Below are 23,583 nucleotides of genomic sequence, written 5' to 3' on the forward strand. Positions count from 1 at the left end.
AAAAATGAACACTCTTTCGGCGACAACCGAAATTTATTGGGCGGCCCTGGTGCATCCCCTTTTCCGGAACAAACCTTTATACGTAGCCGCGACAGACCGGGGATTATGCCGTATTACGTGGCCGACCGAGAGTCTGGACACTTTGGAAAGCTGGGCCGCCAGGCAGATTCCCGGAGCCGTGCTGATCGAAGACGAAGAACGAATGGCTGGCTATCTCCTTCAACTAAAAGAGTATCTCGAAGGGAACCGCCAACAATTCGACGTTCCGCTCGATATGCGGGGTACGGCTTTCCAGACTTCCGTCTGGAAGGCTCTTGCCGAAATTCCGTTCGGCGAAACACGCAGCTACTCCGACATTGCGGCCAGCGTGGGCAGTCCCGCAGCCGTAAGAGCGGTCGGTACGGCCAACGGCGCCAATCCCGTTCCCATCATCGTGCCCTGCCACCGCGTCATTGGCAAAAATGCGACGCTTACCGGTTTCAGAGGAGGCCTTCAGGTCAAAGAAGAGCTGCTCAGACTGGAGGGATTCCATGACTATACGGCAAAAGGACACGCCCGTTTTCAGTTTTGACGAACAGACGGGAATCGCGCAGATCGAAACTCCGGCGGCGTTCAGTTACCCGGAAACGCTTCTGTACCTGACGCGCTCTCCCCTTGAGTGCCTTCACAGCGTGGAGAACCGCCGCATTTACAAGCTCCTGGAAGCGGGAAAAGAACTGCTGCCGGTCGAAATCAGCGAGCCGGGTCCCGGTCGGCTCCAGCTCCGGTTTTTGCAGGGCCCGCCCGCAGATCCAAACGCCGTCCGGGAAGCGGTGGCCTACACGGCGGAATGGATGGACCTCGCCAGAGACATGACGCCCTTCTATGCGGCGGCACAGTCCGATCCGCTGCTCGGTCCGTTAGCTTCCGGGTATTACGGGCTCCGCATCATCGGCGTGCCGCATTTGTTCGAAGCCCTCTGCTGGGCGATCGCCGGGCAGCAGATTAATTTAACGTTCGCTTATACGCTCAAGCGCAGGCTTGTGGAGAACTACGGCAAAAAGCTGGTCTGGGAAGGCCGTACCTACTGGCTTTTCCCGAAACCGAGGGACCTGGCGGACGTGACCGTGGAAGAGCTGCGGCAGCTCCAATTCACCGGCAAGAAAGCCGAGTATATCCTCCATGTGGCGGGTCTGATGGACAGCGGCACGCTGTCGAAGGAGGCGCTTCTCGCCTCCGGTTCCTACGAGGCGGCCGAGCGCACCCTGCTAGCCATCCGCGGCATCGGTCCGTGGACCGCGCATTACGTGCTGATGCGCTGCCTGCGGAACCCGGCCGCTTTCCCGATCGGGGACGCGGGGCTTCACAACGCGCTGAAGCAGCTCCTGCACCGCACGCAAAAGCCGGCTCTCGAAGAGATCCGGCAGCTTTTCGCTCCCTGGCGGGGCTGGGAGGCTTATGCGGTGTTTTATTTGTGGAGAAGCCTCCTGCCGGAGGGTTCTCTTGCTATTCAAACACCAGATCTTCCAGACGAAGCAAGGTAACTTCATCCGGAAAATTGTCCAAAGTCGAGCAAACGGACAATTTGTAAGGCCCGTCAAGCTCATACTGCTTGAAAACATGGGTCGGCTGCGGCTCCAGCTCGAACACGCCGCTTTCCCTCCTGCGGATGGCAAAAGAGTCCAGCGGAATCGACAAGCCTTTGCCGACCGCTTTGATGTAGCTCTCCTTCAGCGTCCACAGATCGAAGAAATAATCCAGCCGCTCCTCCGGAGGGAGGCTGAAGAGGTCGGCTTTTTCCGCGGCAGAAAAAAAGCGTTCGGCAATATCCAGATCCACCTGCTGGATCTGCTCCACGTCAATGCCGACTTCCGTTTCGGAAACGGCCGCCGCGACCCAGCAGCCCGAATGCGTCACGTTGTAATGGACGCCGGTACGGGGCGCGGTCACATGCGGCTTGCCGTAGGCATTCGTCCCGAAGCGCAGCTCCGGGTTAGCGGCGGCCAGTTTCCGGCACAGGCACCATCTCGCGAGGGCATCCGCGGCAACCGCCCTCACGCGGTCCTCCATCCGGTGGAACCTTTGGGCCTTGGCCCGCTTCTCCTCCGACAGATGAACCATCAGCCGGTCCGCATGTTGTATAATCTCTTCTTCGTCGAAACGTATGTTTATCGCATAAATGTCCATCTCATATCCCCAATAATCGATGTTGTCGGCTTAACCGAGGCAGGCAGGGCCTGTTTTCAAGGGAACCTGCCCTTTCTTCCTTATTGTACCAAATGTAAGAGCTTGTGTGGGACAGACATTCCAACAAGCCGTTCCATCTTCTTATGCGGCCGCAAAAAAACGAAGCCAGTGCCAGTTCTGCCACTCCGCAACCATCCCGCCGACGCCAGGGCCGAGACGCTGGACTTCTTAGGCCGTTCCGGTCCGTGCCCGGAGGCTTCTTCGCATGCAAAAAAGCCTGACGATATCAAGTATCGTCAGGCTTTTTTTGGTTGCCGCTGCTGTCGACGCAGCGCTTCCCGGACAGAAGGGAGCCGGGTCCGTAAGCGTGAAGCGGCCGTACTCCGTGGTTGGCTACAAGTCATAGGAGGCCAACCCCCTAGCCGGGAGCTGAGCGTGATACGGATTTCTCTGTTTCGCGATGCCGGCTCCTCTGTTTAATGTACGAACACGGCAGAAGCCACGAAGTTCAGGACAAAGAGCGCGGCAATCGCGTACAGCAGAGGCGAGCATTTTCTCCACTGGCCGATGGCCGCCTTCGTCAGAGGATACGCGATGAAGCCGAAAGCGAGACCGTCCGCGATGCTGGACGTCAGCGGAATGCACACCACGATGAGAAACGCGGGCAAATATTCCGAGAAATCGTTGAACGGAATATCCTTCACGCTCATCATCATCAGCGCTCCGATAATCATGAGCACCGGCGCGACGGCGTTGCCGGGAATCAGCCCGATGACGGGCAGCGCCAGGGCGGAGAGCAGGAACAGGACCGCCGTTACGAGCGGAGGGATGCCTGTCCGGCCGCCTTCGGAAATGCCGGAGGTGCTTTCGGCCGAGGCGATGGTCGGACTGGTCCCGAAGAAGCCCGATACGATCGTGGACACCGCCACGACCCGGTAAGCCTTCGGGAACTTTTCCTTGTCCGGCAGCATGCCGCTGAGCAGACCCATGTTCTCGAACAGGACGATCATCGTCATGGAAAAGACCGCGATCCAGAACGGAATCTGCATGACGCTGAAATCGGCGGCTCCCAGGACTTGCCCGTAAGCCTTCAGATCGACCGCTTTATCGGCCGCATCTCCTGTACCTGCGAGTCCGAGCGTCAGCAAGCTCGTAAACCCGATTCCGATGAGCAGGCTTCCTTTAATGTTGCGGACAAACAGCATGAACGTAACTGCCAGTCCGATAAGCGTCGCCAGCGTGACCGGACTCGTAAAACTGCCGAGTGCCACGTAGTTGACGGAATCGGGCTGAATGATATGGCCTTTCTGAAGGCCGATAAACGTAAGCATGAGGCCGATTCCCGCGGTAATCCCGTGCTTCAGCGACGCGGGTACCGCCGATAAAATTTTGCCGCCGAACGATGACACGCTCGCAAGCAGGAAAATGACACCCGACACGACGACAACGGCAAGCGCCTGCTGCCAGGAAAGTCCCAGCGACTGGACGATCGTGTAGGTAAAGAACGCGTTCAGCCCCATGCCGGGGATGACAATAATGGGCGCATTCGCCCATAGGGCCATCATCAGACAGCCGATAACGGTCGCCGCAATGGTGGCAAGTACTCCCGCGCTCAGCGGCATTCCCGTATCCTGCAGGATAAGGGGATTGACGAGCATAATGTACGCACTCGTAAAGAACGAGGTGAGGCCTGCCATCAGCTCTCTTTTCCACGTCGTCCCGTGGGCTTCCACTTGAAAATACCGGTTAAGACCTCGAATCACTTCTATTCCTCCACTCTGCCCCATCAGTCAACCGCAGTCCGCGCAGCGGAGTTAGCGCAGCTCAGCCTGCAGACGGTTGGCTTCCGCCAAGATCTTTTCTTCGTCGATCGTCAGGCAGCTTCCGTCGCGCACAACGGCCGCTCCGCCGACATATACATCGCAGACGTCACGTCCGCACGCGGCGTAGAGCAGATGCGAAAACGCCTGTTCCAGCGGCTGAAGATGCGGCTTGTCGGACGGATCGATGGTGATAAAATCCGCCTTCTTCCCCGGCTCCAGCGATCCCGTATGGCCCATGCCGATAACGTCGGCTCCGACACGTGTAGCCAGCGCCAGCACCGTTTCGGCGGGAAGCTTGCTCGCGTCTTTGTAAATCCCTTTCTGCAGCAGGGCCGCTGTCCTCATCTCCTCGAACATATCGAGGTTGTTGTTGGACGCGGTGCTGTCCGTGGCGATGCCGACCTTGACTCCCGCTTCCAGAAGCGCGGCAACGTCCGCCACTCCCGATCCCAGCTTCAAGTTGCTGATGGGATTATGAGCCACCCGTACATCATATTGTTGAAGAATCGCTCTTTCTTCGTCATTAAGAACGACTCCGTGAGCCATCACAGTCGGCCGGTCGAACAGGCCCAGACGGCGAAGGTGCTCCACGGGACGCACGCCGTAGCGGCTCTCGATGTCGCGGATCTCCAGATCCGTCTCCGACACGTGGATGTGCACCATCAGGCCGTTCTCGGCCGCGATCCGCGCGCTTTCCTCCAGCGCCGCCGGCGTGCACGCATACGGGCTGTGGGGCGCAACCATCGTCGTCAGACGTCCGTCAGCGAACGTGCGGAACTGTTTCGCGAACCGCTCCGCGCCGGCGATGTTGTCCCGCTGCTGCCGCTCCGTGCCCAGGCTGAAAATCGTATGCGAGAATGCGCCGCGGATGCCCGTATCGGCAATTTCCTGCATGATGCCGTCCAGGTCGATGCCGTTCGGATTGAACATATCCGAGAAAGTAGTCGTACCCGACTTCAGCATCTCCAGAATGCCGAGCCGGGCGCTGACAGACGCGATCTCCGGCGTAAACTTGGCTTCCATCGGCCAGATCTTCGTCTCCAGCCACGGCTTCAGCAGCATATCGTCGCCGATTCCCCGCAGGATGGTCATCACGATATGGGAGTGGACATTGACGAGGCCGGGCATAACCCATTTGCCGCCCAGATCTACGACCCGGTCCGCCGCGGCCAGCCGCTGTTCGGAATGATCGCCGATGTAATCGATCGTGTCGCCGCCGACGGCCATCATTCCGCTTTTGTACTGCCGGCTGCTTTCATCCATCGTAAAAAAGTGACCGTTCACATAGGCTGTATTCAAAACCATCTCTCCAGACTTGTCTAAGTTGTAGAAAAAGGTAAGGCATGAAACCCGCTGTCAGGGGCTAGTATTTGTGAAACCGGAATACATTACACCTATTATAGGTTTGACATGAACATATGTAAATATTAATTTGAAATTTATTTTATGTCTGTCTATTTTATTTTTATGCCGGCCTTCTTGCAAAACGTTCCGCTCCCTTTTCCGGGCGCAAAAAAGAACCCTGGACGGCAATATCCAGGATTCCTTGAAGGTACCGGTCGGGACGGCCGGACTGCCGCTACAGGTCGCTGCGGCCGATGATGCCTTTGATCAGCGCCACGAAGTTAGCGCGCACCATCTCGGTCGTCTCCATGACTTCCGCATGGGAAAGCGGCTGCTCCAGGATGCCCGCGGCCATGTTGGAAATGCAGGAGATGCCCAGCACTTCAAGCCCCGCATAGCTCGCGGCGATTGCCTCCGGCACGGTGGACATGCCTACCGCGTCTCCTCCGAGCGCCCGCACCATGCGGATTTCGGCCGGCGTTTCGTACGAAGGGCCCGTAAGGCCCGCGTATACGCCTTCTTTCAGGCTCATGTTCAGAGAGCCGGCGGTTTCGCGCGCCGCTTCGCGCAGTCTTTTCGAGTAAGCCTCCGACATATCGGGAAAGCGCGGACCGAGCTGCGCGTCGTTGGGACCGATCAGCGGATTGGACGCCATCAGGTTGATGTGATCGGAGATCAGCATCAGATCCCCCGGCTCCAGGCTTACGTCGACCCCGCCCGCGGCATTGGTCAGGAGAAGCGTCTTCACGCCGAGCTGCCTCATGACGAAAACGGGAAAGACGACCTTATTCATGGCGTATCCTTCGTAATAGTGAAAGCGTCCCTGCATGGCGACAACCGGCTTGCCTTGCAGCATTCCGCATACGAGCCGGCCGGCATGTCCCTCAACCGTCGATACCGGGAAGCCGGGAATCTCGTGATAAGGAATAACGACCGAATTCTCGATTTCATCGGCGAGAACGCCGAGGCCAGAACCGAGAATAAGGCCGACCTGCGGCGTAAACGATAACTTGTCCTTAATATAGGCAGCCGCCTGCAATACGTGGTTAGTCTGTGTCATCTCGTGAAGTCCCCCTGGTTTGGTGCGGTACAAGACAGCCCGGCCGGGGCGCGCCGCGTATCCTGCCGGCCCGCCGTCAGGCTGTTGCCGTCTGCCCGCCGTCATGTTTGGCGATGAGCGCTTTGGCCGTCATCTGGTCGGTGATGAGCGTATTCGCATAGCCGCCGCGGAGCGCGCCATAAATGGCGTTTACCTTTCTCATTCCGCCGGCTACGAGAATCGCCTGTTCTTTCTCCTTTAAATCCTCCAGCTCGATGCCGATGGTGCGGTCGTTCAGGCTGGTATGGCAGATCTGCCCTTTATCGTCGAAATATCGCGAGCATATGTCGCCCACGGCTCTGCTCTGAATAATCTCCAAATCTTCCTCGGTCATGTAATTGGACTGGATCAGCACCGATTCGGCATCCGGCAGCCCGACCGTAAAGATCGCGATATTGGCAAGCTTTCCGAGATCCAGCACGCGGCGGATATGCCGGTCGGACTGAATCGCCTGCTTAACCAGACTGTGATCGACGATAGCCGGGAGATAGAGGAAATACGGCGTAACGTGAAACGCCCGGCTGAACAGATAGATGATTTCAGACGGAGAGATCGTAATGTCCGCATGGCTCACGCCTCCGTTCAGCTGCACGACGCGGGAATCCGTCAGCCCCTTCTGCTGAAGGTTCGCCGCAACCTGATACATCGTGGTTCCCCACGAAGCCCCGATAATATCTTTGTCTTTTACCGTGGTCATCAAGTACTGCGCGGCCGCTTCGCCGATAAATTTCTTGACGATTTCGTCGTCATAAGTCGGTACGAAAGCGACCACCGCTTTTTTCAAATGAAACTTCTCCCGTAAAGTAACCGCAAGAGCCTCGCAATCTTCCGAGGGGTCCGCGATGTGAATCTTCACGATTCCCTCTGTCTTGGCCTGCTGCAGCAGACGCGACACGGTCGGACGGGATAAGCCGAGCATTTGCGCAATCTGGTTCTGATTATAGTCCAGCTGGTAGTATAATTTGGCTACCTCGATAATCTTTCTGAGCTTTTCATCTTCCATTGGAGCTTTTCCCTGCCTCGCATTATGAAATTATGTTCAATATAAAAGTGACATCATTTCATTCCCTGAGTATAAAACATCCTTTTATGAAAATCAATCCAATCCAGGCCGGAAATGAATGAAGATGAGCGTGAATTCAATAAGCACTTCTCTTCATTATACCATTTTTGAGAGCGTTTACGGCGGCGTCCGTGCACAAATTGACAAACTATGTTCGCTATACCTCTATTGTTGCCCCCAAAGGCTCATGTTACAATGGGTCTACTTTTGTTAAGGGGGAATTCTTTTGTTCAAAGGCAAATTTGTTTCGGCTTTATCTGTAAGCGCAATCATATCTTCTATTCTGGCCACGTCGATTTACGCCCAAACGGCACCACAACTCAGCCATACCGACTGGATGCAAAAGAAAGCGATCATCGAAGGCTACGAAGGCGGCGGCCTGGCGCTGGACCGCAGTGTTTCGACAGCGGAGCTCGCTACGATTCTCGCCCGTTCCAAGGGAGCTTCTCTGACGACGGACGCTTCGATTTCCCACTGGGCTTCGGCTTCCCTGTCCTGGGCCAAAAAGCAGGGACTGCTGAGCGAAGCGGAAGTAAAAACGCCGGACGCCGTACTCAGCGCCGCAGCCGTTACCGAAATCGCCAAGAAAGCCGGGTACGACATCAAACTGACGGCCGGTGCCGACTCCGTATCCCGGAAAGATTTTCTGCAGGCCCTCGGCCAAGCCATCACCTTACATATTACGATCGGACATACCAACGACGTTCACGGACATATCGAAGAAAACAAATCGCTGAAAGAGTTCGGCTACGCTAAAATCGCAACGCTCGTGAAAGAAATGCGGGCGGAAAACCCTAATTTCATGCTGATGGATGCGGGCGACACTTTCCAGGGAACCGTCTTCGCCAATCTGTTCAAGGGCGAGTCCATCGTGCCGCTTCTGAACTACCTCGATTACGACGCGCAGGCGGCGGGCAACCATGAATTCGACTTCGGCTACGAGCAGCTGCTCAAGCTCAAAGGCATGGTCGATCACCCGATCATTTCTTCCAACGTGTTCAAAAAAGAAGACGGCACGGAGCTGCTCCAGCCGGTGCATTATACCGAAATCGGCGGCAAGAAATTCGCCATCCTCGGCTTTACGACCGCGGATACACCGATCGTGACTCATCCGGACAACGTGAAGGCGCTGGAGTTCAAGGACCCGATCGAAGTAGCGAAGCAGCTTGTGCCCGAGCTGAAAAAGAAAGTCGATCACGTCATCGTCGTCTGCCACAACGGCATCGAAGTCGACCGCGAAATGGCGAAGACGGTTCCCGGCATCGACCTGATCATCGGCGGCCACTCCCACACCCAGCTGACGAATCCGGAGCTCGTAAACGGCACGTACATCGTACAGGACTGGGAATACGGCAAGTCGATGGGCCGCGCGGACTTGTATTATTACAATAAGGAGCTTGTCGGCTTCACCGGCGGCCTGATCGAGTATGACGAGAAAGTAGAGCCCGATGCCGAGATGGCGAAGCTGGTTAAAGATATCGTCGGCCGTGTAGACGGACAGCTTGATGTGAAAATCGCCAAAACCGACGTTCAGCTTGACGGGGAACGCACCCTCGTACGCGCGAAGGAAACCAATCTCGGCAACCTGATCGCCGATGCCATGCTCGCCAAAACGAAGACGATCGGCGGACAGGAATCCGATGTTGCGCTTATTAACGGCGGCGGTATCCGGACCCAGGTGAAAGCCGGAGACATCACGAAGAAAAATCTGTACGACGTGCTCCCGTTCCCGAACACTCTGGTCGTCCTGGAGCTTACAGGCAGCGAGCTGAGAGCGGCACTCGAAAACGGAGTCGGCAAAGTGGAGAGCGGCGAAGGGCGCTTCCCGCAAATCGGCGGCATGACGTTCACTTACAACCGCAGCAAGCCTGCCGGCGAAAGAGTGGTGGAGCTGAAAGTGAAAGGCGAGCCGGTTGATCCGGACAAGACCTACAAGCTGGCTACGAATGACTTCATCGCGGCCGGCGGTGACGGCTATGCCATGATGAAGGATAAGAAAGTGTTCGACTCCGGCTTCACGCTTTACGATGTCGTGGAAGAAGCCTTGATCAAGCAGGGAACCGTTAATCCGAAGGTCGAAGGACGTATCGTCGAAGTAAAATAAGAGCGGCACGCTGCCCCACCGGTTAGCGGCTTGCTCAAAAAAAAAGAAAGGCCCGCAGAATTTCCCTTCTGCGGGCCTTTCTTTTTTACCGGTCAGATCCCTTTCGTATCCCTCAGTTCGATAATCGTTCCTTCGGGCGCCGTCAGCTTACACAGCTTCCCGTTCTCTACCGTATAAATTTCCCGGCCGTTTTTAAGCCTGAACTCCGCTCCGGAATCCTTCAAACGGCGGACCTCTTCTTCAAGATCCTCGGCCCATAGACAAAAATGAACGATTCCCCGCGAACTCGTATTCACCGGCTGAAGCTCTTCACCGGCCTTGCCGGTTTGCAGCTCGATATAAAACTCGCCGAGCCGCAACCAGGAATTATAAGTCCGTGTATGAAAATCAGGCGTTTCCTGCACAACCTCGAAGCCGAGCGCATCCCGGTAAAATGCGAGCGATTGTTCATAACAGTTCGTCTGAATGCAAATATGGTGGATAACTTTTGCGGACATGACGCGATTCTCCTTTGCGGCCTGCTTATGAAATGTGTGGATGTGTACAGGCTGTGCACAAACCCGATAGTAATCCATCTTTAGGATCGCCGCAATGTTTTATCCCGGTAAACGGAACAAGCTGCCGTCTGTAACCTGCAGGCGGCAGCTTGTTTTGCACCATCTTCTAAACCTTTACCGCCTCGGCCCCATAAACTTTCACATCCAGCGGAGCGGCCAGAAATTCGCTGGCTTTGCCGGTGAAAGCCTTGAAAGGAGCGCTGGAATTGTGGCTGGCCACAGCCTGCTGATCTTTCCAGACCTCCACCATCGTGTAGGCATGCTCCTTCTCCGCATGTTTGTACAGATCATACGAAACGTTGCCGCTCTCGCCTCTCGAAGCTTCCACGAGCGGAAGAATCTCTTTCAGAAACGCCTCGTCTTTGCCCGGCTGCAGCCGCATGGCCGCGTGAATAATAATCATGACAGGGTATCCTCCTCTTAGGTTAGACAGCCTCTCCCCTCAGGGGGCTCTCTTGTATGTTTTCCAAACGTTAGCCCTCTTAATTACTTCAACAATAAAATATTCATCTATAAATAATATAAAAGAAAAAAGGTCGAAAAGCAAAAAAAGCCCCGGCCCGGGCCGAAACTTTTTCAACTTTTACCGGCAAAACTTAACCCAATCCCTTTCCGTCTTTTCCCGACAAGAAATCCTGAACCCGGCGTCCTAACGCTTCCCGTTCTTTATAAGTGTTGTACAAACGTCCGTCTACAACCGCAGCGTTTCCGAAGAAAAAACGCTCGTAAACCGCCTGCCTGCCGCCGAACGCACTGACGCCAAGCTCCCATGCAAGCCGGGATAATTTCACGTTTTCTTCGGCGCTCAGGTCAATCCCTTTCATGTAAAGGTTCAGCTGCCCGCCGATCTCGGTGCCGAAATCCGCTTCGTCCGGAATCATGATCAGCCCGCTGGCTCCGATCAACTGGATGATTTCCACAAACCGCGGATACACTTTCGGAAAATAGGAGTTGGCCGCAAGAAGCGGCTTCGGGTCGGGCAGCATACTTCCCCATTTATCCCGGGACGCCCCTTTTTCCGCCGCAACCTGGAGCGCCTTGAGCGTCTCCAAAGCCACGATAACTTCCGTTACTTTCTCGGTTACATGGCTGTGGCTGTCGAGGCCTCCTGCTTCGACCATTCTTTCGAGAGTGCCCAGAATGAATTCCGTTTTGGCGATGTTTTTGCACATGATCTGCATACCGGCGTGGATATGGAACCGGCTTTCGTCCACAAGCTGCCAGGCCATCCTTTCATCCCCGCATATAAACACACGGTCCCACGGCACGAGCGCGTCTTCGAAAAGGACCAGCGTATCCATTTCCTCGTACCGGGAGCTTAGGGGGTAGTTGTAAGCCGATTCGCCCCCGACGAAGCTCTCTCTGCATACGAAGCTCACGCCGGCCAGATTGCTCGGCACCGCAAAAGCGAATGCGTGCGGACTGTCCTCGCTGCCTCCATACGGAAAAGGGGCCGGAAAAACGAGGATTTCATCCGACGTCGCCCCTTGCGTATCCAGCAAGAACGCGCCCCGGACCACGATCCCGTCTTTATTCTTCTCGACCACCCGGGCGGCGGCGTGTTCCTCGAAGGTCCGCAGAAATGTGGACATTCTCGCCGCTTTCGGCTGAATGAACACGTGTGAGAGCGTCACGTCGTTTTCCCGGCAGTATTCGTAATACCGCCTCAAGTTATCCCCGTATTCGGGATTTTCCTTCTCGATCAGACCCGCCGCTGCGCCGAAAGCCATTATCGCCGTGTTCATATAATCGGGAGCACGCCCCAGGAAACCGTGATGGACCGATGCCCACGCCTGCATCATCTGCCTGCGCAGCGCAAGATCCTTCTTCGTCTTCGGCTGCAGGAAGGACAATCCGACCGGGTCCCCTGTCGAAGGGGAAGCATACGTCATTTTCGCTTGCCATTCCTCCGCATGCTGCATATCATACATGGAAGCTTGAGTCGCCATCAGTCCCTTGAAAGCTTGATGCTCCGAAATCAATCCCCGCACCCGTTCACCCGCAATCCAGACGCCGGGAAGATGCCGGTTAATCCGTTCTATATACTCGCTGCCGTTTTTAACGGGCATTAGAATCGCCTCCTCGCTCTAGGGTTACATTATTCGGGCGAAGGCGGGTTGGTATGAGCGGACACCTAACGGGCGGGTAATCGGAGCGATTTTCCATCCTGAGACGAGCCTGGGGGACAAGCCTTACCTTATTCCTCTAGACAAAAAAAGGCTCCCGGTTCCTCACGGAACCGAAAGCCTTTCCGGATACGGCTTCAAAGAAGTCCGGCCTCCGCCGCCTTTTCCACAGCTTCTTCCCGGTTGCGCACGCCAAGCTTGGCGTACACCGTGGACGCATAGTTCCGGACCGTTCCGTCCGACAAGTACAGCTTGGAAGCGATGGACTTGTAGCGGAGCCCTTTGGACAGCATCCGCAAAATCTCGATTTCGCGCGGAGTCAGCTCATAGCTCTCTCCGGCAGGGGCCGCCGTCTCCGGCAGTCCGGCCGTTTCCGCCGGCTCGGATGTACCGGAGACGCCATTGCGCCCCGAAGCTTTGGCCGCTTCCCCCAGCTCGCCGAACAGCTTCGTCGAGAGATCCTGCGCGATCATCGTGCCGCCCTGATGCACGAGACGGATTGTCTCGGCCAGCTCCTTCGGCTCGATCGATTTGAGCAGATAGCCGTCCGCGCCGCTGCGCAGCACTTCCAGCGCTTTGTCCGGCGCCTGGAAAGTCGTCAGGATGACGACCCGGACATGCGGCCACTTCTGCTTGATCGTCCGTGTGGCCGCAGTGCCGTCCATGTTCGGCATATCCAGATCCATCAGCACCAGATGGGGCTCCAGCTCCGCACAAAGCTCCACCGCCTGCTCGCCGTCTCCGGCAAGCCCCGCAACGGTCATATCCTTCTGTCCCTGCAGAAGAGTCCGGAGGCTTTCGCGGATGAATGCCTGATCGTCGGCAATCAGCAGGCGGATCACTTCGCCTCCCGGCTCCGCCTGGCGCGGCAGGGTGCACGTCACGGTCGTTCCCACGCCCTTCTCCGAATAGACGGAGACCTGCCCCTGCAGGCTTGCGGCCCGCTCCTTCATCGCCTTCAGGCCGAAGCCCTCCGATAGAGACTCGCTGCCCTCGCCGTTATCCCGCACTTCCAGCCGGGTCTGCCGGGGCTCGAACTGCAGCGCCGCCTGAATCTCCGTTGCCCTGCCGTGCCGCACCGCATTCGTGAGCGCTTCCTGCAAGCAGCGGTAGAAGGTCATCTTTGCCTGCTGAGGCAGGGCAGTTTCCTCCCCGAGCACCCGCAGGCTTACGGTCACCCCCGCACTGGCCTCGAATTCGCGCGCCAACTGCTCAAGCGCCTGCCGGAGCGAAGACAGCTTCTGCGAAGCGCCCATCTCGTGCAGAAACTCCCGCACGTCGCCCATGCTTTTGCGCGTCACCGCCAGAAGGGCCTCCAGCTTGTTCTCGCCTTCCTCAGTCGCGATATCCGGTCGCAGCGTTTCAAGTCCCATAAGGAGCGAAGTGTACGAATGCCCCATCGTATCGTGCAGATCCTTCGCGAGCCGGTTCCGCTCTTCAAGCTGGGTGACCCGCTCCACTTGGGACATGTACTGCTCCAGAACGCTGTTCTGGCTGCGGATAATTTCATTTTGCCGGTAATTCACCACCAACAGATGGAACGCGTACCCGATCGCATAAGCCAGCCCGATTTGAGACATCATTTCCCAAACCGGCTTCGCTTGTTCGGATAATTCAACCATCACGAGGGGCACCACCAGAACGGCGGCCGGTCCCGACCAACGGTATGTTTTGTCCGCACTGTTGGCTGCGATCAGGGCGGCGGGCACGAGAAAGGTCAAATAGGCCTCGGGAAATAACGAAGTTAAATAGATGCTGACTCCTCCGGACAAAATCAGCTCGAGAACGACATACGCCGTCGAATTCACCTGCAGCAAAATCCATGGAACCGAGAAAGCGGAGATTTGCCAGCACAGAACCAGCCACAGGGGAAGGTTTAAGTCATTTTGAAGCTGCACGGTCGTGATCATGGTGGAAATAAAAATCAATACACGGATGATAAAGAGCGCCCATTCGTACCAGATCCACTGCTTGACCGCATCGAACATGTCCATCACCTCTCTGTCTGGCCACCCGGCTTGCCGCCCGGCTGTTCTTGTCCTTACTATGCCACGGCAAGCCTCGGCTGTCTATGCGTGAAGCCGTTTGAACATATGCCGGATATAGCGTCCGATCAGCAGCGCCGTGCTCCGGCCCAGTTTTGCCCCCGCAAAAGCGAGCAGAACGCCCCCGGCCATCACGAAGAGGGATTTTACGAAGGTGTCCACCGGAATCCCCGCAAAGTAAAGGTCCATGTACGGAACCGCAAGCGGAACCAGAATGAAGATGACGGGCGCAATATAGCAAAGCACGGCTAAAAGAAGGGCAAGCAGACCCAGCGGGAATTTCAGCATCAGCCAGCCTATGATTGTCCAGTTCCGGCGGTCCGCAAGCTCTTCTTTCGCCTGCTGCCATACGGAGCCTTCACTTTTTTGCGGCCGTTCGTAAGGCTCAATGGAAAGATCCGTGTAGATTTTGGTTTGAATTCTTTCATATCGGGCAAACGTGCGCGTACTGCGCATGACATAGGTGATCATCGGCAGCCCGACCAGGGTAAAAGCCATGCTCAGGCTGAATACCAGGCTGACCAGGTAGAAGCAAAAGTAAAACACTCCTGTAACGAAAGTAAGCAGCAAAAAGTAAAACGTCTGCAAACTTTGCATCATCTCTTTTTTCATGGAATCTCGGTCCTTTCTTGTTCGTTCTCGTGATTTCGTTTGTGCCCGGTATCTCCTCCGGCTGCTTGTATCCTAACCCCCCTGCTGTCAGCTGCGCCAGTGAGCAAATGTCATATGACATTCCCGGCACAACAAATGACGGACCCTGACGGATGCTCACTGGCCGCTGTGACGGGAAGTCTGGGATGCTGGGGACATCAAGGAAAGGAGGCGCCGTTTTTCAATGGCACTCCTTGCCTGAACACAAACACACAGCGGTCACACAAAGAACGATACGAAAAAGGAGAATGAACCATGAAAAAAACCGTACGCCACGCAAGTCTTGCCCTGCTCGTCCTGTCTTCATCTGTCTTTACGGCCTGTACGCCCGCCGCCAAGCCGCACGAGGCTGCGCAGCCCGGTCAAGGTTCCGCCCAAGGACCTGTCGACGCGAAGGAAGTAGAGGCGTTTGCCGATCCCGTTTTTGCCGAGAAAATGAAAAAATACAACGTCAACGGCTCCAGCTTCGTGGTCGTTAAAGACGGCAAGGTCGTGCTGAGTAAGGGGTACGGCTATGCGGACAAGGAAAAGAACATTCCGGTCGACAAAGACACGGTATTCCAGATCGGCTCCGTCACCAAAACGTTTACCGCTCTGGCCGCCCTGCAGCTTGTGGACGAGGGGAAAATGGAGCTGAGGGGCGACATCGAGCCTTACCTGGATGGCTTGAAGGTGCCCAACAAAACAGGCACGCCGCTCACGTTATTCGATCTTCTCACCTACACGAGCGGTGTGGATTATCCGGACATTACGACTTATGTAGGACCCGAATTCGTCGATCGGGATATCCCCACGAAACCGTTCCTGGCCGAGCACATGCCGACGGTCGTGCGGAAGCCGGGCGAAGCCTACACTTACGATAACTTCGGTTTTCTGCTGGCCGGATATGCCGTTCAGAACGTGAGCGGGCTGCGTTATGACAAGTACATGCAGGAAAAGGTGTTCAAGCCGCTCGGCATGAATTCCACAAGCGTCCGTTTTACGCCGGAGCTGCTGTCGGCCGTCTCTTCCTCACCGCACGAGGCTCCCGGTGCGCGGTACTTGGTGTCACATAACAGTGCTCATTCGCTTTTTTCTCGTCGCTGGAGATGTCTGACGCCCTCTCTCTTAAATGTCCGTCGTCCTGCCTTCTGCCGTCTACCGACATCCTTCGATTTTCAGGCTCCTCCGTACATTTTCTTTGTCTGTCGCTACTTTTATCATATAACTGCTCTCCTCCGTAATCACCGGACGCGAGATGGAATTTGCTCTCCTTCTCCGGCAGGAATTAGCTTCCAAAAAAGAAAGACCTCCACTTCCGTTTTAAGCGGAAATGGAGGTCTTTTGCGACAAATGAAGTTGGTTTATCCCAAAACAAACGGCTTTCGGCCTTATCCTTTACAGCCTCTCAGCAGCACTGACAGTACAGTACAGTACCGGACAGGAAACAGCCTATCCGTGCAAACTAGCGGGTTACTTTCACCACAATTTTCTCGCTGATGGCAACGCCCGAGGCATTTACAAGCTCGGCACGGTACTCATACGTTCCCGGAGCCCTCCCCGTAAGGCTGGTTACTGCGCTCTGAGCGCCCGGAGTCGCTTCTTCCAACGCTTTCGTTTCGATCAACTGACCGTTTTCAAACAGCCGGTATTCGGAAGCGTTGGTGCCCCACCACATGTTCATCGTCACCTTGTAGGTGCCGTCGCCGTCCCAGTTGTCCTGGGAAAGAACCGGCTTGCCCGGTGCGGCATCCGTCACGTTCACGACAAGCGGCGAACTTACGGTCGTTCCGTAAGCGTTGATCAGCTCGGCCGTGTACGTATACGTTCCGTTCGCTTTGCCTTTGATATCCGTTTTGACCGTCTGGGCCACCGGTGAGGCGTCCTTCAGCGTCTGCGTGCCGATCAGCACGCCGTTCTCGTACAGCTTGTACACGGAGCCGTTGGCTCCCCACCACATGTTCATCGTCACGGTAAAACTGCCGCCTTTGAGGCCGTCATAGCCATTGTTCGAGGACAGCACCGGCTTGCCCGGAACGCCCGTTGCCAGAGGCTTGGCGGACGTAACGGTAACCGCGCCCGACACGACGGTGACGCCGTCCAACGTTACGGAAGCCGTCAGATCCGCAGTTCCTTCGCCGACGGCCGTAAGCCTTCCCTGCGCGTTTACCGTAACCGCCGCTTCATTGCTGCTGCGGTAAACGACTTCCGCCACGGATAAATCGGCTGCGGTGCCGTTGCTCCATGTGCCGCTCACACGGAGATCGGTCGTTTCACCGGGCTTCAGAACGGTTTTACCGGATGTGAGCTCTACCTTGCTAAGCGTCAGGCTCGCTTTTACGTTGAAGCTGAGCGTATCCTCCGCCGTATTGCCGGCAAGATCCGTCACGCGGTACTGGATGTTATGCGGACCGACAGCCAGCTCGCCCGCTTTCAACGTCTCTCCGTCGGCAATTTCCTTCCCGTCCAGAAGCAGCTTCCGGTCCGCAATTCCCGATCCCGCATCCGTACTCAACAGACGGAAGGTTAAGGAGTCTTTATCCGTCACATCGGAGACAGCTTGTCCGTTCAGCGTCAGGGACGCGGCCGGGGCCGTTTTGTCCAGCTTGATGTTAAGGGTTTGGGCTTCCTCTTTGTTGCCTGCAGCATCCGTGGAATAGTAGCGGACGATGTTCGTTCCTTCGGTTTCGACGGTGAACGGCTCCGAATAGCCTTTCGCCTCTCCGCCGTTGATATCGTACTGCGTCAGAACGGCAGCCCCTTCGTTATCGCGGGCCGTTAAGGTAACGGTAACGTTCTTGTTAAACCAGCCCTCCGCGTTGGCCGTTTCCGAAAGAGTCGCAGCCGTTACCGGAGCCGTCGTATCCGCCTGTGCCTTGAAATCGGACAGTCCTCTCGGCTTCAGCTGGAACGCGCCTTTGAAAATCGCCGCCGCACCGCGGATGTCAACGGTTTGTCCTTCTTTATAAGGGAAAGAAGCCAGCGTAAGCCCCGTGCGCGCGTCTACGCGAATGTGGTTCACCACGTTTCCTTTGACCGCGTCAAACTCGAAAGAACCTTCCGGCACCGCGCTTTTGACAGCGCCGATTGTCACTCCGCTCAGCTCGATGAGCTGTCCCTGGTTGCCGGCCGTTACGGCATCGGCCTTCACAGGCGCAGGAACGGCCGAAGCGCCCGTTTTGGCGACTTCGACCGGATCGGTTAATTCCAGTTCCGAATTGTAGACGGCCGTAGAGGCCGTCACCTTCACTACATCCCCGGCGTGAAATCCGCCGAGGTTCTGGTACACATAAATACCGCCGGTTGCGTCCTGCAGGTAGAAGGACTGGCCGCCGAAGATGCCCGGCTCTGTCGTAACGACGCCTTCCAGCGTCACCAGAGCTCCTTCGCCTTTGCTGCGCGCTTCGGCAACGGTAATCTTGGCCGGAATCGGCCCCTGCTCTTCCGGCAGCGGCTCGGCCGGCACGTTCGCGATCGACACGGCTTCCGTCTTCAGGTTGGTTCCGTTCTGGCGGAGCCTGAGGTTAGCCGCGCCGGTCGTGCCCGGCTTAATGCGGACGGTAAGATCCTTGTAAGCATGGCCCTTGCTGTCGGATGTGAGGCTGAAAGCCGCGCTGTATCCGTAAGAGGCCGGCCATGTGCCGTCCGCATTCCGGACCTGCGCCACCTGCGTGCCTCCCGTGGCCAGATACACGCCTGCGCTGAAGCCCGAAACGGTCGTATTCGCAGGCAGATTGTCAATCACGACGCGGATCTGGAAGTCCGCCGCGTTCGGCAAAGTCGCCTGGCGGACGAAGCTGTACGCCGGGTTGGAAGGCACCGTCGTACCGCCGCCGCTGCCGTAGGAGCCGGCCTTGAACGTGCCGCGGTCATACCACTTGTAGCCCGCGTTCGGCGCCGCCCAAGGCTCGGGCTGAGGCTCGGTCGAAGCCGCCGGGGCCTCGAAAGGCAGCAGAGCCGTCGGCTGGTCGAGCTGGAGTCCGCTTACCTGGGATAGGCTCGTATAGCTTTCTTTCTTCGCCAGCCAGTTGATCGTGTTGACGAGCAGCACGCCGTCATTCGCCTCTTTAAAGCCGTCGTAGGTCGTCTTCTTCGCGCCCGTATCCTCGCGCAGATACTTCGGCGTGGCATCCTCGACCGGGGAGGAATCGCCGATGAAGGCCGCTTTCCCCGCGCCTTTCTTGGCAACGGCCACGTACGGTCCTTCCGCCACTCCGCCGCCGTTGTAGACGCCTTGATCGACCGCGTTGGGCCATGCCGCTTTCGTCTGCGGCAGATACACGATGCCCTTCGCCTTGGCCGGATCAAGGATAGCCAGCGTGGAGCCGGCGTGCATCGCCACCGAGGATACGCCCTTCGTGATGCCGAAGGCCTGTTCCGGAGCTACAATGTTGTTCGCGGTGATATCTCCGAGCGCATTGTAGCGGAAACGCACGCCGAACTGGGAGCCGAGCCAGTCGGAGCTGACCACGTCCTGCATAGCCGCCGAGCCCGCTTCGTCCGCGCTCATGCCTTTCGCCGGATTGTCCCAGGCGCCGCGGCGGTAGCCGTTGAATACTTCCGAACCGTCCCAGCGGTTCTTGTTGCGGTCCGCGTTGTAGTGGTCGCCGATGAAGAAGATGCTTCCTCCGCCTTCCACATAAGCCGCCATGGCCGCCTGCTCGCTTGCCTTGTATGGAATATTCGCTTCCGCGACTACAAAAACATCGTATCCGCTTAAGTCGGCCAGCGTGATCGGAGTCGTTTTGCGGAGTTCTTTCACATAGTAGCCGTTACTCGCCAGCGCATTGCCGAAATCCGAGAACCCGCCGTCGATGACCCAGTCCGCGGCTCCCGCCGTTTGAGCGTGGGTGTTGTCGAAAAGCACCTTTTTGCCGGCGTTCTCATTGACGACTTTCGCTTCAATATAGGGAGCCGGATCGGCCGGCCCTTCCGCCTTCACCTGCCAACCATCGGTCAATACTTGCACGGAAAGCGCCGCGGATAGGGCGAGTGAAGTCTTGAAAACCTTAGCCTTCCACCCTGCGAATCTCTTCTTCATGAATTTCCTCCTTTATACTGGAAGCTAGTTGAACTTTCGACCTCATTCTACCATGGATAAGTCAGGAGAAGTGGTATTTTTTTGTAAAGATAAACCGCTTTCTTTGCGCTTCCTTTCAAGAAGCGATATAGACTTTTACAGCCTTACAGCCCCCTGCTCCTCCATAGAAAAACGGCCGTCAGCTTCGGGCTGGCGGCCGTTCAAAGAAACCATCGGGCGGTTGGTTCCCTCCCGTTTCTGCTTGCGGTACGGCGGGAAGAAGTTAGGCGGGCCCTCCGGCTTTAACGGTCCCTGCCGCTCCTCCCGTGCCGGGTGTGTAGGTGGAAGTGCCGGTGCCGAAGAAATAGTTGTTCATGCTGTTGCTGTCCCAATTGTTGTTCCCGTCGTTAAAAGCCGCTTCCAATTGAGTCGCCGCGCCGATATTGACCGTGATTTTGGCGTAGCCGCTAATTTCGGAATCGGCCATTTTTACGCCCGGTACGGCTGTCCAGGTCCCTCCTGCGGGACGGTAATGGATGTACGGGCTTGAGTAACCTTTCTTGTAGTACACGGTTACGGTATTGTTCGTGCCCCCGGAACCCGTTCCCGCATGGCTGATGACGTATTTCTTGAAGTTCGCCATCTCGCCGGTGACGGAACCGTCCGCATTCACGACGTTAGCGAGACGCAGAAGGGTAAAGCCGCTGAATCCGAAGCGGGTCAGCTTTTCCTCGATTTTCTGGAACGCGGCCGTTCCCGAAGCCGGAAGCGCATTTTCCCCGTTGAGGCGGACGCCTTTGGCGTTTGCAATACCTGCCACGGTATCGACAAGTGTGGAAGGCATGGAGTAATTCGGCGCGCTTCCGCTGTCGGACATTTCCAGACAGGTGAACGTCAGATCCAGGTTGCTGTCCTTGAACTTCTGCAGCAGACGGTTGTAATCATAATAACCGGCAGCCTGCTCCGCGCTGTGCGGCATGGACGGATTCGTCATCTGCCAGTGGACGCCGGATACTTTGGCTCCGATCGGCACGCCGAACACGGAATCGAAATTTTTGTGCGCGGCACTGCCGATTACGCCCAGATGATTTTCCAGCACGCTTTGGTACCAGGACAGAAAATCTTTGCCGTAAGCGGTCTTGTAGCCTCCGTTCGTGTAGAAGCCGTCTCCGTCATTAGGAGGACTGACCTGATCGACCGAAGTCAGGCTCAGGCCCCATGCGCTGTTGATTCCGCTGAGCGATCCGTATTTGGCCGTCATGGCCGTGCGAAACGCCTGCTTCGCGGTATCCGTGTAAGCCTGGAACTTGCCCCGGGACGGGTAGCTCCATCCGGCAGCCGGATAATAAGAAGGAAATCTCAATTCCCCGGACGGGCCTCCGCTTAAATAAATCTTCGGAATAATATCCTTGTAGGAAGCGAAATTAGCCGCAAAAGAAGCGTAAAGCTCACTGTACTGAGTACCTAGTCCACTCCAGAAAGGCGACACGGCTTCGTTGTTCACATAACCGGTTTCGCTTTTGAACTGCATCTGGTCCGCCGTCCCTTTAGCCCACAGCCAGTTCGGCAGCGGAATGTTGCAGTCGTCCCCCACATTGCCGCCGCATTTATGCGTGGACAGGATCGGGACCCACTTTAGCCCCGCTTCCCGCACGGCACCCGCGTACGTCTTGTAATAGCTCCAGTCGAATTGGTTATCTCCGGCGCTTTCCACCATCCCCCACCAGACATCGGTCGTGACGGCGTATACTCCGTTGCTTTTTAGCGTGCGAAGCTGGTTCTTGAAGGCATTCCAGTCCGTCACCTTCGTCAGCGGTCCCATCACCGATGCCTGAAAATCACCGGCAACGGCAGCACCGGCCCTGGCCGGTCCCCAGCCCAAAACCGTCGTCAGTACCAGAATGAAACCCAGCAGCTGCAGGGCCGCTTTTTTCATGCTTTTTTTCGTCCAACTCATCCCATACACCCTTCCTTTATCAAACATTTTATCGAGAGTACAAGAGTCCCCGCGCCGCAGCCGGCCGCCCTTTTTCTCTCATTCCCTTGAATCCTTCGTCTTATGTAGTCCGGTTAAGCTGCGGCTTTTCGTATGCGCTGCCTAACAAAAGGCACGGTCAGGATGTGTCATTTCCCTCCTTAATATGAAATCGCTTACAAATTGTATTATAAAGAATGGACAAGCTGCAAAACGACCCCAAAGATTGTCAAAAGGGTGGACTATCTTGTTTGATATGAACTCCCCGGGCAAAACAAAGACGGAAAAGGTTCCCCTCTCCCGCCTGCCGGTGATTGTTCAACAGATTCCCGATCCGCGGCTGCTATAAACTCTTTTAAAAATTAAGTAAAATACCAAGCCCCATTCATAAAACCTTTACACAACAACGATCTCCCTCTGACAAATAATAGGTATGGTAAGAAATGTAAATAAAAATCGATGACCGAGGAGGCTCTATGTTACGAAAAACGTTCCTCTCCGCAGCCCTGTCGTTATCGCTTCTGGCGGCCGCCGTGATTCCTTCCGCCGTTGGCGCAAAGCCAGGGAAAGAGAAGCCGCTTCTCGCTTTTCCCGTTATCAGCGATATTCACATCCAGTCATGGGACCCGCAATCGCATCAAAAGTTCAAAGCGGCCCTGAGCGATCTCCATACGCTGGACCCGGACACAGACGCGCTTGTCATCAACGGCGATCTCACGAACGGCATGCCGGCAGACTACGCTAAGCTGAGCGAGCTGATGGAGCAGAACCCGCATCCGGGCAAAGTGTTTTACACGATGGGCAACCATGAATACTACAAAGCCTGGATCGACCGGAACGGCTCCTGGAATGCGGACGCTTTTCCGAACGGCGAGACGGAGCAAGCGTCTATTGGACGGTTTCTTCAACTCTCCGGCAAGAAAAAAGTTTACGGCGATCAGGTCGTGAACGGCTTCCGCTTCATTTTCCTGGGCTCGGAACAGTACCGTCAGTCGGATCCGAGCAACTTGGAGGATGCCTGGCTTTCGGGGGAGCAGCTTGAATTCCTCAAAGCTTCCCTGCGGAAAGGAGCTGCGAGCGGCAAGCCCGTCTTCGTCTTCCTGCATCAGCCGCTTCCCGACACCGTATCCGGTACGATTTTCTGCTGCGTCAATAACCGGGCCATCGTTCAGCATGAGGAATTACGAAAAATTCTCTCGACCTATCCCCAGGTGATCTTCTTCTCGGGCCACACCCATTGGGAGCTCAAACTGCCGGGCACCCTCGTCCAAGACAAGTTTACGATGGTGAATTCGTCCTCCGTCATCCAGCCCTGGACCGACAACGGAAACGGCGGCGAAATGCTTACGGGTCCGGACGAAAGCGAAGGCCTGTATGTCGAAGTATACAAAGACAAAGTCAGCATCAAAGGACGCGACTTTTACCGGCAGCGCTGGATTCCGGAAGCCCAGTTTACCCTTCCCCGGAGCGTAGAAGATTAAAAGACAAAGCCGCGGATCTCCTGCCCGCGGCTTTGTTCCGGTTGTGCATCCTGTCGTCACGGCCGGGCTTTCTCATTTCCCATCTTCCGAAAGTGTAACGCACACGGAGCAGCCGAAGCACCCGAAGTCCCCAGCCAAACCTGAAAAGCC

Annotated in this window: 16 protein-coding genes and 1 pseudogene; 5 read left to right on the forward strand and 12 right to left on the reverse strand. The window is 56.3% G+C overall.

What is annotated here, in order from left to right:
- Window positions 1-4: 4 nt before the first annotated feature.
- Both ABH899_RS22830 and ABH899_RS22835 read left to right on the forward strand, forming a co-directional pair.
- On the forward strand, window positions 5-571 hold the full coding sequence (locus ABH899_RS22830) for a methylated-DNA--[protein]-cysteine S-methyltransferase (protein ID WP_370000820.1): 567 nt from the start codon (window positions 5-7) through the stop codon (window positions 569-571).
- The gene (locus ABH899_RS22835) at window positions 531-1,523 is read left to right on the forward strand and encodes a DNA-3-methyladenine glycosylase family protein (RefSeq protein ID WP_370000822.1); all 993 of its coding nucleotides are present in this window, start codon (window positions 531-533) and stop codon (window positions 1,521-1,523) included. The genes ABH899_RS22830 and ABH899_RS22835 overlap by 41 nt, the downstream gene beginning before the upstream one ends.
- Here the strand turns inward: ABH899_RS22835 and ABH899_RS22840 are convergent.
- The 5 genes from ABH899_RS22840 to ABH899_RS22860 form a co-directional block, all read right to left on the reverse strand.
- Window positions 1,486-2,166, reverse strand: a complete 681-nt coding sequence (locus ABH899_RS22840) for a 4'-phosphopantetheinyl transferase family protein (RefSeq protein ID WP_370000824.1) — start codon at window positions 2,164-2,166, stop codon at window positions 1,486-1,488. The two genes, ABH899_RS22835 and ABH899_RS22840, sit on opposite strands and share 38 nt — an antisense overlap.
- Before the next feature lie 476 nt (window positions 2,167-2,642).
- A complete protein-coding gene (locus ABH899_RS22845; RefSeq protein ID WP_370000887.1) occupies window positions 2,643-3,863 on the reverse strand; it encodes an NCS2 family permease in 1,221 nt (406 codons plus the stop codon).
- A gap of 117 nt (window positions 3,864-3,980) precedes the next feature.
- Window positions 3,981-5,294, reverse strand: a complete 1,314-nt coding sequence (locus ABH899_RS22850) for an amidohydrolase family protein (RefSeq protein ID WP_370000826.1) — start codon at window positions 5,292-5,294, stop codon at window positions 3,981-3,983.
- Between the two features lie 274 nt (window positions 5,295-5,568).
- On the reverse strand, window positions 5,569-6,393 hold the full coding sequence (locus ABH899_RS22855) for a purine-nucleoside phosphorylase (protein ID WP_370000828.1): 825 nt from the start codon (window positions 6,391-6,393) through the stop codon (window positions 5,569-5,571).
- A gap of 76 nt (window positions 6,394-6,469) precedes the next feature.
- Window positions 6,470-7,435, reverse strand: coding sequence for a DNA-binding transcriptional repressor DeoR (locus tag ABH899_RS22860; protein ID WP_009671421.1), 966 nt, complete (start codon window positions 7,433-7,435; stop codon window positions 6,470-6,472).
- Window positions 7,436-7,721: 286 nt separating this feature from the next.
- Between ABH899_RS22860 and ABH899_RS22865 the strand changes: the two genes are divergently transcribed.
- Window positions 7,722-9,599, forward strand: a complete 1,878-nt coding sequence (locus ABH899_RS22865; RefSeq protein ID WP_370000831.1) for a bifunctional metallophosphatase/5'-nucleotidase — start codon at window positions 7,722-7,724, stop codon at window positions 9,597-9,599.
- 92 nt (window positions 9,600-9,691) lie between these two features.
- On the opposite strand, the gene ABH899_RS22870 is transcribed toward ABH899_RS22865, so the two are convergent.
- From ABH899_RS22870 to ABH899_RS22890, 5 genes are all read right to left on the reverse strand, one after another.
- Window positions 9,692-10,096 carry a VOC family protein gene (locus ABH899_RS22870; protein WP_370000833.1) on the reverse strand — a complete coding sequence of 135 codons (405 nt, stop codon included), beginning with the start codon at window positions 10,094-10,096 and terminating at the stop codon, window positions 9,692-9,694.
- A gap of 166 nt (window positions 10,097-10,262) precedes the next feature.
- Entirely contained in the window at window positions 10,263-10,559 is a 297-nt protein-coding gene (locus tag ABH899_RS22875; protein ID WP_370000835.1) for a putative quinol monooxygenase, read from the reverse strand.
- A 193-nt stretch (window positions 10,560-10,752) separates the two neighbouring features.
- Complete coding sequence (gene hpaB, locus ABH899_RS22880; RefSeq protein ID WP_370000837.1) at window positions 10,753-12,225, reverse strand: 4-hydroxyphenylacetate 3-monooxygenase, oxygenase component; 1,473 nt, start codon at window positions 12,223-12,225, stop codon at window positions 10,753-10,755.
- A 194-nt stretch (window positions 12,226-12,419) separates the two neighbouring features.
- On the reverse strand, window positions 12,420-14,270 hold the full coding sequence (locus tag ABH899_RS22885) for a response regulator (RefSeq protein WP_370000839.1): 1,851 nt from the start codon (window positions 14,268-14,270) through the stop codon (window positions 12,420-12,422).
- Between the two features lie 81 nt (window positions 14,271-14,351).
- Window positions 14,352-14,939 (reverse strand): sensor domain-containing protein, encoded by a 588-nt coding sequence (locus tag ABH899_RS22890; RefSeq protein WP_370000841.1) that lies wholly within the window; start codon window positions 14,937-14,939, stop codon window positions 14,352-14,354.
- 294 nt (window positions 14,940-15,233) lie between these two features.
- Here ABH899_RS22890 and ABH899_RS22895 point away from each other — a divergent pair.
- A pseudogene (locus tag ABH899_RS22895) lies at window positions 15,234-15,992 on the forward strand (serine hydrolase domain-containing protein); the annotation flags it as partial.
- A gap of 430 nt (window positions 15,993-16,422) precedes the next feature.
- Here ABH899_RS22895 and ABH899_RS22900 read toward each other — a convergent pair.
- Window positions 16,423-19,998, reverse strand: coding sequence for an OmpL47-type beta-barrel domain-containing protein (locus ABH899_RS22900; RefSeq protein WP_370000843.1), 3,576 nt, complete (start codon window positions 19,996-19,998; stop codon window positions 16,423-16,425).
- 262 nt (window positions 19,999-20,260) lie between these two features.
- Window positions 20,261-21,934 (reverse strand): family 14 glycosylhydrolase, encoded by a 1,674-nt coding sequence (locus ABH899_RS22905; RefSeq protein WP_370000845.1) that lies wholly within the window; start codon window positions 21,932-21,934, stop codon window positions 20,261-20,263.
- Between the two features lie 494 nt (window positions 21,935-22,428).
- Here ABH899_RS22905 and ABH899_RS22910 point away from each other — a divergent pair, with 494 nt between their 5' ends.
- The gene (locus ABH899_RS22910) at window positions 22,429-23,433 is read left to right on the forward strand and encodes a metallophosphoesterase family protein (RefSeq protein WP_370000847.1); all 1,005 of its coding nucleotides are present in this window, start codon (window positions 22,429-22,431) and stop codon (window positions 23,431-23,433) included.
- Window positions 23,434-23,583 lie beyond the last annotated feature (150 nt).

Origin of the sequence: Paenibacillus sp. RC84, from assembly GCF_041260495.1 — a bacterium.
Lineage (GTDB): Bacteria > Bacillota > Bacilli > Paenibacillales > NBRC-103111 > Paenibacillus_F.

Coding starts and splice junctions, on each gene's coding strand:
- ABH899_RS22830 (WP_370000820.1), top strand. CDS start 5: ATGAACACTCTTTCGGCGACAACCGAAATTTATTGGGCGGCCCTGGTG.
- ABH899_RS22835 (WP_370000822.1), top strand. CDS start 531: ATGACTATACGGCAAAAGGACACGCCCGTTTTCAGTTTTGACGAACAG.
- ABH899_RS22840 (WP_370000824.1), bottom strand. CDS start 2,166: ATGGACATTTATGCGATAAACATACGTTTCGACGAAGAAGAGATTATA.
- ABH899_RS22845 (WP_370000887.1), bottom strand. CDS start 3,863: ATGGCAGGCCTCACCTCGTTCTTTACGAGTGCGTACATTATGCTCGTC.
- ABH899_RS22850 (WP_370000826.1), bottom strand. CDS start 5,294: ATGGTTTTGAATACAGCCTATGTGAACGGTCACTTTTTTACGATGGAT.
- ABH899_RS22855 (WP_370000828.1), bottom strand. CDS start 6,393: ATGACACAGACTAACCACGTATTGCAGGCGGCTGCCTATATTAAGGAC.
- ABH899_RS22860 (WP_009671421.1), bottom strand. CDS start 7,435: ATGGAAGATGAAAAGCTCAGAAAGATTATCGAGGTAGCCAAATTATAC.
- ABH899_RS22870 (WP_370000833.1), bottom strand. CDS start 10,096: ATGTCCGCAAAAGTTATCCACCATATTTGCATTCAGACGAACTGTTAT.
- ABH899_RS22875 (WP_370000835.1), bottom strand. CDS start 10,559: ATGATTATTATTCACGCGGCCATGCGGCTGCAGCCGGGCAAAGACGAG.
- hpaB (WP_370000837.1), bottom strand. CDS start 12,225: ATGCCCGTTAAAAACGGCAGCGAGTATATAGAACGGATTAACCGGCAT.
- ABH899_RS22885 (WP_370000839.1), bottom strand. CDS start 14,270: ATGTTCGATGCGGTCAAGCAGTGGATCTGGTACGAATGGGCGCTCTTT.
- ABH899_RS22890 (WP_370000841.1), bottom strand. CDS start 14,939: ATGAAAAAAGAGATGATGCAAAGTTTGCAGACGTTTTACTTTTTGCTG.
- ABH899_RS22900 (WP_370000843.1), bottom strand. CDS start 19,998: ATGAAGAAGAGATTCGCAGGGTGGAAGGCTAAGGTTTTCAAGACTTCA.
- ABH899_RS22905 (WP_370000845.1), bottom strand. CDS start 21,934: ATGAGTTGGACGAAAAAAAGCATGAAAAAAGCGGCCCTGCAGCTGCTG.
- ABH899_RS22910 (WP_370000847.1), top strand. CDS start 22,429: ATGTTACGAAAAACGTTCCTCTCCGCAGCCCTGTCGTTATCGCTTCTG.